The sequence below is a fragment of the Streptomyces sp. NPDC002276 genome (assembly GCF_053891435.1).
The window spans coordinates 1-10,384 of record NZ_JBSFCQ010000002.1; the positions used below are offsets into that span (position 1 = coordinate 1).

General features: G+C 69.5%; 7 protein-coding genes. 3 read left to right on the top strand and 4 right to left on the bottom strand.

Going from position 1 to position 10,384, the window contains the following annotated elements; all coding sequences use genetic code 11:
* Window positions 1-138: 138 nt before the first annotated feature.
* From ACWIHT_RS05120 to ACWIHT_RS05130, 3 genes are all read right to left on the bottom strand, one after another.
* Complete coding sequence (locus ACWIHT_RS05120) at window positions 139-1,848, bottom strand: PHP domain-containing protein (protein ID WP_456164598.1); 1,710 nt, start codon at window positions 1,846-1,848, stop codon at window positions 139-141.
* Between the two features lie 221 nt (window positions 1,849-2,069).
* Window positions 2,070-3,686 carry a sodium/solute symporter gene (locus tag ACWIHT_RS05125; RefSeq protein WP_456164600.1) on the bottom strand — a complete coding sequence of 539 codons (1,617 nt, stop codon included), beginning with the start codon at window positions 3,684-3,686 and terminating at the stop codon, window positions 2,070-2,072.
* The gene (locus tag ACWIHT_RS05130; RefSeq protein ID WP_456165948.1) at window positions 3,683-4,150 is read right to left on the bottom strand and encodes a DUF485 domain-containing protein; all 468 of its coding nucleotides are present in this window, start codon (window positions 4,148-4,150) and stop codon (window positions 3,683-3,685) included. The genes ACWIHT_RS05125 and ACWIHT_RS05130 overlap by 4 nt, the downstream gene beginning before the upstream one ends.
* 358 nt (window positions 4,151-4,508) lie before the next feature.
* Here ACWIHT_RS05130 and ACWIHT_RS05135 point away from each other — a divergent pair, with 358 nt between their 5' ends.
* The gene (locus ACWIHT_RS05135) at window positions 4,509-4,937 is read left to right on the top strand and encodes a DUF3592 domain-containing protein (protein WP_456164602.1); all 429 of its coding nucleotides are present in this window, start codon (window positions 4,509-4,511) and stop codon (window positions 4,935-4,937) included.
* Here the strand turns inward: ACWIHT_RS05135 and ACWIHT_RS05140 are convergent.
* Window positions 4,924-6,441 carry an MFS transporter gene (locus ACWIHT_RS05140; protein ID WP_456164604.1) on the bottom strand — a complete coding sequence of 506 codons (1,518 nt, stop codon included), beginning with the start codon at window positions 6,439-6,441 and terminating at the stop codon, window positions 4,924-4,926. The genes ACWIHT_RS05135 and ACWIHT_RS05140 overlap by 14 nt on opposite strands.
* Window positions 6,442-6,821: 380 nt before the next feature.
* Here ACWIHT_RS05140 and ACWIHT_RS05145 point away from each other — a divergent pair, with 380 nt between their 5' ends.
* A complete protein-coding gene (locus tag ACWIHT_RS05145; protein WP_200716925.1) occupies window positions 6,822-7,610 on the top strand; it encodes an ABC transporter ATP-binding protein in 789 nt (262 codons plus the stop codon).
* The gene (locus ACWIHT_RS05150; protein WP_456164606.1) at window positions 7,607-10,180 is read left to right on the top strand and encodes an ABC transporter permease; all 2,574 of its coding nucleotides are present in this window, start codon (window positions 7,607-7,609) and stop codon (window positions 10,178-10,180) included. Before ACWIHT_RS05145 ends, ACWIHT_RS05150 begins: the two co-directional genes overlap by 4 nt.
* The last annotated feature ends 204 nt before the right edge of the window (window positions 10,181-10,384 follow it).

Here is a 10,384-nt window from a genome sequence, read left to right on the forward strand (position 1 = left end):
GGCGGGCCCCGGGGCCCGGGGGGGGCGGGGGGGGGGCGGGGCGGGGGCGGGGCCGGGGGGGGGGGGCGGCGGGGGGGGGGGGGGGGGGGCCCCCCCCCCGGGGGGGGGGGCCCCCCCCGGACGGGTCGTAGGACGTGCTCATGCGGGCAGGACCCACATCGGGTTGGAGTAGAACCAGAGGTCCTTCCACGGGTCGGCGTCACCGAGGACGTCCATCGCGGGGCCTACGGGGTCTACGGCCGCGCCGCCCGCGCCCACGGCGGAGCGGTTGCCGTCGGTGCCGCGGAGGCGGACGTAGACCGGCTTGTCGAGGCGGCCGAGGGAGTACGTGAGGCGGACGGTGCCGGTGGACTTGTCCACCTCGAAGGACTTGACGACCTTCGTCGCCGGGGTGGCGAACACGTCCTTGTCCTTGACCGGTCCTGTCACATCGCCCTGGATGACGTCGACGCGGGCCAACGAGGGCTGGAACTGGGCCCAGTTGGGGCCGTTGGACAGGCTGATGCGGACGACCAGGTCGACCTGGGCGCCGCGGCGGACGTGCAGCGCGCTGCCGAGGGTGACCTCGCGGCCACCGGAGACCAGGCGGGCGTCGAGGCCGCTGATCAGACCGCCGTGGTCGACCCAGACGCGGCCCGCGCGGATGCCGTCCATAACCGCCTTGTACGAGAAGGAGGCCGCGCCGACGTGCGTGCGGGAGTACTGGCCGGGCCAGAAGTCGGTGTCCGTGAGGCTGATGCCGGTGCCGTAGACGGGGTCCTCGTAGCGGCCGTTGGCGTTGAAGTCGCCGCCCGGGCCGCGCACGGCGGTGTCCGCGTAGACGTTGTGGGAGTCGGAGTTGGCGGTGATCCACCAGGGCTTGCCCTCGGCGAGGAGGCTGTCCCACAGGCCGCCGACCGTGGCCGTCATCCAGTCGAAGCCGCCCCAGGTGCGGTAGCTCTCCAGCGGGTAACCGGCGAAGGAGTCGGCGCTGGGGCTGTTGTCGTAGATGCCGCGTCCGCTGCCCGGACCGTTCGGCTTGGGGATGCCGCCCGCCTGGTGGCCGGGGGCGCCCTCCATGCCGACCGCGATCGTGGGCTGCGCGTCGCGCCAGCCGCGGATCTCGTGCGGGGAGTCGATGCCCTTGCGCGCCGGGTGGTTTGCGAGGAACAGCGCGTCCTTGACCTTGCGGCGGCGGACCTGGTCGGCGAGGAAGTTGACGCCCGCGATGGCGAGGGCCTCGTTGGCGGGCGAGTTGCCGCTCGCGTTCTTCACGCTGCCGTCGAAGGAGTTCTCGAACTCCTTGAGTACGGCTACCTCGTTGGCGCCGGGGTGGACGAAGACCGTGCCGTGCTCGGCGCCCGGGATGTTCCACTCCAGGCCCTGGAAGACGAGGGTGTCGTCGGTCTTGTCACGGGCGTCGACGATGTCCGGATTGACCTTCTCCACACCGATCTTGGCGTGCGCGACACTGCCGTGGTCGGTGATGACCATCCAGTCCAGGCCGTGCGCGTTCGCCTGGCGTACGTGGTCGATGACGCGGTACTTGGCGTCGCTGCTGTACTGGGTGTGGATGTGATGGTCACCGGCCAGCCACAGGTAACCGCCGTCGCCCTTCGACGACTTGGCCGGGCTCTGCTGCACCGACGCGGCTGCCTCCCCCGCGCCGGCGAGCACGCTGCCCGCCGCGAGTCCCGCGCCCAGCAGGCCGGTTCGGCGCAGCATGCCTCTTCGCGACAGCTGACTGGGCGTCAACTCGGCGTCCGGGATGGATGTGTCGAGGGCGGGCGGCAGCGAGCCGGCGTCCCCGTCTCCGTGGTGGTGATGGTGGTGGTGACCGTGGTCGCCGTGACTGTGGCCGTGGCTCATGTTCAACTCCCGCTGAAATGCAGGGACCTTCACGCTCGGACGTGCAGAGTCTGGAAAGGAGCGGTGAACAGCGGGAGTCGAGGTGGTGGTGCGGCAAAGAACGAGTCATGCACGGCTATAACACCGGTCATGCGAGGCTTTTTCGTCGGTCATGCTTCGCCCGCGCGTGCTGGTTGTCCTCCGCTCTTGCGTGCTGGTCGTCCGTCGCCCCTGCTCGCTGGTCATCCATCGCCCCTGCGTACCGCGCCCGCCAGGATCCAGCCCTCCATCGCCTCGTACCGCCTGCGCTGTTCCTCCTCCTTGCGTCGCCCGGAGGCGAGCGTGCCGAGCCAGCCGCAGGCGAAGCCGAGCGGGATCGTGACGAGCCCGGTGGTGGTGAACGGGAACCAGTTGAAGTCGGCGCCGGGGAAGGCCGCGGTCGGCGAGCCGGAGACCAGATTGGTGCCCGGCATCAGCAGCAGTACGCCGAGCGTGCCCCCAATGAGCGTACTGAGCAGGCCGGTTCGCGTGTATCGGCGCCAGAAGAGGCTGTAGACGAGAGCGGGCGCTATGGCCGAGGCGCCCAGACAGAAGGACAGGGTCACCAGGGGTTGCAGGCCCCGGTGCTGGACCAGCGTCGCCAGCACGATCGCCGGAACACCCACCGCCAGCGCCGAGTAGCGGGCCAGCGTCATCTCGCGGCGGACCGGCATCTCCTCGACGCGGGCCGCGAAGACGTCGTGGGCGAGGGAGTTGGCGCAGGCGAGGATCATCCCGGCGACCGAGGCGAGCAGGGTCAGGAACACGGCCGTGGTGACGGCGGTGAACAGCAGGGTCTCCGCCGTCGACACGTCCGCCCCGAACACCGCCCGCGAGCCCAGCAGATACGCCGTGTTGCCCTGCGGATCGGCCCGCGCGACCGCCGCCCGCCCGAGCAGCGCCGTGGCACCGAACCCGACGACCGTCACGATCACCACGAACAGCGCCACGCTCGACACCGCCCACGACATCGACCGCCGCACCTGCCGGGCGCTCGACGCGGTGTACATGCGCATCGTGATGTGCGGGAGGCAGGCGCCGCCGAGGACTACGGTCAGCTGCGAACTGATCATGTCCAGCCGGGGACTCGGTCCTCCGGCGAACTCAAGTCCCGAGTGCAGAAAGGCCGTTCCGGCCCCGCTCCGCCGCGCCGCCGTGTCGAAGAAGGCGCCCAGGTCCCAGTGGAAGCGGTTCAGTATCAGTACGGCGATCACGGCCCCCGAACCGAGCAGCATCACGATCTTCAGGACCTGGATGAGGGCGGTGCCCTTCATGCCGCCGATCGCCGCGTAGCTGATCATCAGCACGCCAAGACCGATGATGCAGCCGGTCTGGAGCGAGTCGCCGGAGAACCCGAGGATGAACGCCAACAGCTGGCCCGCGCCCGCGAGTTGGACCAGCATCAGCGGCAGCAACGCCGTGATGGTGACGATGCACGCGACGATCCGCACGGCCCGCCCCGGCATCCGGCGGGCGAACGCGTCGCCCATCGTGAACCGGCCCGCGTTGCGCAGCGGTTCGGCCAGCAGGAACATCAGCAGCATCAACGACAGCGCCGTGCTCAGCGCGAGCACCACCCCGTCGTAGCCGTACAGGGCGATCACCCCGCCCGTGCCCAGCACACTCGCCGCGGAGATGTAATCACCCGCTATGGCAAGGCCGTTGCGCAACGGTGAGAGCGACCCGTACCCCGTGTAGAACTCGTCGAGGTCGTCGCGGTCGGGCCCCGTCATCACGCAGAGCAGGAGTGTGAGGGTGGCGACGGTGGTGAAGGCGACGAGCGACATGGTCTGCGGCGCGGAGTCGTGGAAGCCGGTCATCGTGCCGCCTCCCGTCTGGCGTCCAGTTCGGCCTGCTTGCGGATGCGGTCCGCGAGGGGGTCCACGCGTCGCGCGGCCGTGTGTTCGTAGAGCGCTATCGCCAGCCAGGTGACGGGCAGTTGGACCAGCGCGAGCAGCAGCCCGGTGGGCACACCGGCGACGACGGTGCTCGACATCAGCGAGGGCGCGAACGCGGACAGGGCCAGGAACAGACAGAAGTATCCGAGCGCGGTGAGCGACGCCACGCGCCGCTGCCGCCGGTACGCGCCGCGCAGGACACGCAGATCACGGTGGTTGCCGAGGGCGGGCCGGCGGGGCGGACGACGGCGTTCGGGTGGGGGCGGGGGTGGCTGCCAGGGGTAGGTGAGGCGGGGTGGGGTCGGGGTGTGCGGGGTGTGCGGGGTGCGCCGGTCGTACGGGGCGTACGGGTCATGCCGGTCGTACGGGGCGTACGGGGGCGGGATGTGCGAACCGTGCGGCGGGTCGGGGTCGTACGGGTACGGGGTGTGCGAACCATGCGCGGGGTCAGGGTTGTACGGGTACGGGCCGTGCAAGTCGTGTGGGTCGTAAGGGTTGTACGGGTCGTACGGGGCGGATGAATCATGCGGAGGGTACGGGTCGTAGGACATCCCGTGCTCCTTGCGTGGCTCGGGTCCGTGGCGGCGGACCGCAGGGAGTTGGGCGGAGCGGGTCACGCATGTTACTCGCCGGTTGGGTGGTGTGGGTGCTTTTCGCCGAACTGGGCGGTTGGTATGCGCTTGCCTGGTCAACGGCTGCTGACCTCCGGTGTTACCCGAGTTGACGGTGTGTAGGCTCCGGCGCATGTGGTGGGAGTGGGGGCTCTGCGGTGTCGTCGTGCTTGTCCTGGTGGCGATCGGCGTCGAGGAGGGGCAGGCCGCGTGGCGGAAGTTCCGGCTGAGCAGGCGGGGGGAGTGGATCGAGGCTGACGTGGTCCGGGTGCGGGAGGACGACGACGGGGAGGGCGGGGCGCGCTTCTATCCGGTCGTGGCCTTCACCCCGCCCGACGGCGACAGGGTCGTCGCCGAGTCACCTCACTACAAGACGTATCCGCCGGGGCTGGGGGCCCTTCCCGACGACAAGGTCAGGGTGCTCTACGACCCCCTCAAGCCCGAGCGGATCGAACTCCACGGGTACCGGGGCGACAGCCTGGCCAAGACATGCGTCACCGTGATCCTGCTGTTCGGCTGCGCTGTGTTCCTTCTCGTCGCGCAGGTCTTCAATGCTCCTTGAGCACCGGAAACCGTCGCGGCGCGAGAAACAGCAGCACCAGGAAGGCCACCCCTGCGGCGCATCCCGCGCCGATGTACACCGCGTGCACCGCGTCCGCGATCGCCCGCCGGGTGGCCCCCGGCACCGCGCCCCCGTCCAACCCCCGTGTCACCGAGTCCAGATCGCTCGCGCCACCCAGCCGCGACGCCAACACCCCGTTGGCGACCGCCCCGAAGACGGACGCGCCGATCGTCTGGCCGGTCTGGCGGCAGAAGAGGACGGACGCGGTCGTCACGCCCCGTTCCTCCCACCCGACAGTGGACTGCACGCCTACGATCAGCGGGAGTTGGAAGAGGCCGAGGGCCGCGCCGAGGAGCAGCATCAGGAGCATCGGCTGCCAGGCCGCGCCCGGATACGGCAGGAACGGGAACGCGAACAGGATCAGCGTCGCCGTCCCGATCCCGAGCATCGCCGTGTTGCGGAAACCGATCCGCCGGTACACGTGCTGGCTGAGCGCCGCCGACACCGGCCAGCTCAACGTCCATACGGAGAGCACGAATCCGGCCGCCACCGGGGCCAGTCCGAGCACCGACTGCGCGTACGTCGGCAGGAACACGCTCGGCGCCACCATCAGCAACCCCAGTGCGCCCAGGGCCAAGTTGACGGCCGCGATCGTACGGCGGCGCCACACCCACCCGGGGATGATCGGTTCGGCCGCCCGGCGTTCGATCGCGACGACGACTCCGGCCAGCGCAAGTCCCGTACCGAACAAGGCGATTGAGGGCGGCGAGAGCCAGGGCCAGGCCACTCCGCCCTGTACGAGGGCCGTGATCAGGACGCCTCCGCAGGCGAACACGGCCAGTGCGCCCGCCCAGTCGACGCGCGGGCGGGAGTCGCGGGTGCGGCGCGGTTCGTGGAGGTGGCGGACGATCAGCCACAACGCCACTGCTCCGACGGGGAGGTTGACGAGGAAGATCCAGCGCCAGCCGGCGTAGGTCGCGAGCAGTCCGCCCACCCCCGGGCCCGCGACCGCCGACACCGCCCACACCGTGGACAACTTCGACTGGATCTTGGGGCGTTCGCTGAGTGGGTACAGGTCGGCGGCCAGGGTCTGGACCGTGCCCTGCAACGCCCCGCCGCCCAGGCCCTGTACGACGCGGAACGCGATCAGCGCGCCCATGCTCCAGGCCACCGAGCACAGCAGCGAACCGGCGAGGAAGACCGCCGCGCCCGTGATCAGCACCGGCTTGCGGCCGAAGGTGTCGGAGAGCTTGCCGTAGACGGGGAGGGTGACCGTCACCGCGAGCAGGTAGCCGGAGAAGAGCCAGGAGAAGACGGAGAAGCCGCCGAGGTCGCCGACGATCTGCGGTACGGCCGTGGAGACGATGGTGGAGTCGAGGGCGGCCAGCGCCATCGCGAGCATCAGGGCCGCGACGACGGCGCCCCGCTTCTCCGGCGAGCTTCCCTGAGTGGCCTCACGTATCGCGGCTTCCGTGTTGCCCACGCGGATTCCTTCCCCCTGCATCTATCTGCCGGACGCCACTCTCCCACTTGACCCTCACGTCGCGTCAGGGGGAAACCTGGACGGGCCGGTGGGTGGACCGAACCCCGAGATCGACTCCACCCGACGGTGGAGAGCCCCTAGGGGAGCCTCCCCACTACGGCCCGGGGACGGTTCGTACCGGCGGAGGAGGAGAAGGGTCCGGGGTCGTCCTTAACCTGGCTTTATGCCGCTGGGGGGCGGGGGACCGAACCGCCGGGGGTGGGGTTTTCCCCCGGGAAAGACTGCGCTGAGCACCAGCGCGCCGGACCCCCTCCCGCCGCCAGACTCGTCGTCGTAACCAGTTGAAACGCATCGACCGGACACCGGCACGCTCATTTGCCGACCGACTTAGGAGACATACCGTGACATCGGCTGTGACCATTCCCAGGCACGGGGGCACTGGAGGGCGTACGGCCGTTGCCGCGCGAGCGCGGCAGGTCGTCAAGGCCTACGGGGCCGGGGAGACCCGCGTCGTCGCCCTCGACCATGTCGACGTGGACATCGCCCGCGGCCAGTTCACCGCGATCATGGGCCCCTCGGGGTCCGGCAAGTCCACGCTCATGCACTGCCTCGCCGGGCTCGACACCGTGACCTCCGGGCAGATCTACCTCGACGAGACCGAGATCACCGGACTCAAGGACAAGAAGCTCACCCAACTGCGCCGGGACCGCATCGGGTTCATCTTCCAGGCGTACAACCTGCTGCCGACACTGAACGCGCTGGAGAACATCACCCTCCCCATGGACATCGCCGGCCGCAAGCCCGACAAGGGGTGGCTGGCGCAGGTCGTGGAGACGGTCGGGCTGGCCGGCCGGCTCAAGCACCGGCCCAACCAGCTTTCTGGTGGTCAGCAGCAACGCGTCGCCGTGGCACGGGCGTTGGCGGCCCGGCCCGAGATCATCTTCGGTGACGAGCCGACCGGAAACCTCGACTCCCGTGCGGGAGCGGAGGTGTTGGGCTTCCTGCGCCGGTCCGTCGACGACCTTGGCCAGACCATCGTGATCGTCACCCACGACCCGGTGGCCGCGTCGTACTCGGACCGCGTCCTGTATCTCGCGGACGGCCGGATCGTCGACGAGATGTTCAAGCCGACCGCCGACGCCGTCCTCGACCGTATGAAGGACTTCGACGCGCGGGGGCGTACGTCATGACCGTCCTCAAGACCTCGATGCGCAACTTCTTCGCGCACAAAGGGCGGATGGCGCTCTCGGCGATAGCCGTGCTGCTGTCGGTGGCGTTCGTGTGCGGCACGCTGGTGTTCACCGACACAATGAACACGACCTTCGACAAACTCTTCGCGGCCACCGCCTCCGACGTGACGGTCCTGCCGAAGGCGGCCAAGGCCGACGGCGGCACCCCGCAGAACGGACTGCCCGAGTCGCTGCCGGCCTCCACGGTCGCGCGGGTGGCGACGGCCCAGGGCGTCAAGTCCGTTGAAGGCGCCGTCAGTTCGATGAACGTGACCGTCGTGAACAGCGCCAACAAGAACATGGGATCGTCGACCGGTGCGCCCACCATCGCGGGCAACTGGACGAAGAACGACCTGCGTTCGATGGAGATCACCTCCGGACACGCCCCGCGCGGCCCGACCGAGACCATGGTCGACGCCGACACCGCCGACAAGCACCACCTGAAGCTGGGCGACTCGCTGCGCACCATCTCGCAGACCGGTGACTTCACCGCGAAGATCGTCGGCATCGCCACCTTCAAGGTGACCAACCCCGGTGCGGCCGTCGTCTACTTCGACACCGCCACCGCACAGCGCGAACTCCTCGGCGCCACCGGCCGGTTCACCCAGATCGGCGTGACGGCCGCCAGCGGTGTGACGGACAGTCAGCTCAAGCGGAACGTCGCCCAGACCCTCGCGTCGACGGGGACGTACAAGATCCAGACGGCCAAGGAGAACGCCGACGAGAACCGTCAGGGCGTCGGCCAGTTCATGAACGTCATCAAGTACGCCATGCTCGGCTTCGCCGGGATCGCGTTCCTGGTCGGCATCTTCCTGATCATCAACACCTTCTCGATGCTGGTCGCCCAACGGACCCGCGAGATCGGCCTGATGAGGGCGGTCGGATCGTCCCGTGGGCAGGTCAACCGCTCGGTGCTGGTCGAGGCGACCCTGCTCGGGATCGTCGGCTCGATCCTCGGTGTCGGCGCCGGAGTCGGCATCGCCGTCGGCCTGATGAAGCTGATGAGCGCGGCGGGCATGGACCTGTCGACCCGGGACCTGACCGTGAAGTGGACCACCCCGGTGCTCGGCCTGTTCCTCGGCGTGATCGTCACCATCCTCGCCGCCTACCTCCCGGCCCGCCGGGCGGGCAAGGTCTCCCCGATGGCCGCGCTGCGCGACGCCGGTACACCGGCCGACGGCAAGGCCGGCTGGGTGCGGGCACTGATCGGCCTGGTGCTGACGGGAGCGGGCGGTGCCGCCCTGTTCGCGGCGGCCACCGCGAAGAAGGCGACGGACGGTTCGCTGGTCCTCGGCGCGGGTGTCGTGCTCTCGCTGATCGGCTTCGTGATCATCGGCCCGCTGCTGGCCAACGGGGTCGTACGGGTCATCAGTGTCGTACTCCTACGGGCCTTCGGTCCGGTGGGGCGCCTGGCGGAACGCAACGCGCTCCGCAACCCCAGGCGTACGGGGGCTACGGGTGCGGCCCTGATGATCGGCCTCGCGCTGGTCGCCTGCCTGTCGGTGGTCGGCTCCTCGATGGTCGCCTCGGCGACGAGCGAGCTGGACAAGTCCGTCGGCGCCGACTTCATCGTCCAGGGCAACCAGCGGATCGTCCCGCAGGCCGAGAAGGCGATGGAACAGGCACCCGACCTCGTCCACGTCACCCGCTACAAGGACCTCGACGCCACGCTGACCTCACCGGACGGCCAGAAGGACACCGACGGCATCACCGCCGCCGACCCGTCCTACGCCCAGGACCTGCGCCGCGCCACCACGGCCGGCGAACTGTCCGCCGCCTACGGCACCAACGCGATGTCCGTCGGCTCCAAGTACGCCAAGAAGCACGGCGTCCACGTCGGCGACACGATCAGCGTCGCCTTCAAGGGCGGCTCGACGGCGAAGCTCAAGGTCGCGGCCATCACGGACGACGACGTGGCCATCGACCAGGGGGCGCGGTACACCAGCATCGCCACGATGCAGAAGTACCTCCCCGCGAACAAGATCCCGCCGAACGAGATCATGTTCGCCAAGGCCAAGGACGGCCAGGAGAAGCAGGCGTACGCGGCCCTGAAGAAGGCCATGGAGCCGTACCCGCAGTACCAGGTGCGCGACCAGACCGACTACAAGCAGGAACTCAAGGACCAGATCGGCCAGCTCCTGAACATGGTCTACGGTCTGCTGGCTCTGGCGATCATCGTGGCGGTGCTGGGTGTGGTGAACACGCTGGCCCTGTCGGTCGTCGAGCGGACCCGCGAGATCGGTCTGATGCGGGCGATCGGGATGTCCCGCAGGCAGCTCCGCCGGATGATCCGCATGGAGTCGGTCGTGATCGCCCTCTTCGGAGCGCTGCTCGGCCTCGGCCTGGGGATGGGCTGGGGCGCGACCGCCCAGCAGCTCCTCGCGCTGGAGGGGCTGAAGGTTCTGGAGATTCCCTGGGGGACGATCTCCGCGGTCTTCGTGGGGTCGGCGTTCGTGGGACTGTTCGCGGCCCTTGTCCCGGCGTTCCGGGCGGGGCGGATGAATGTGCTGAACGCGATCGCCACGGATTAGCCACTGTCCACGGGGGAACCCGGCGCCGAGAAGTCACGGGGCTTCTCGGCGCCGGGTTTGTTTGCTGTCTTTGAAGGTTTGCCCTTTTGACCGACCGAGTCGGGTGGTGGGTGGGCACAGGCTTTTCGGGGGTCCAGGGGGCGTAGCCCCCTGGTACGCCGGCATCAACCCCGGGTGAGCCACCGCCGACGTACGCTGGAAGCC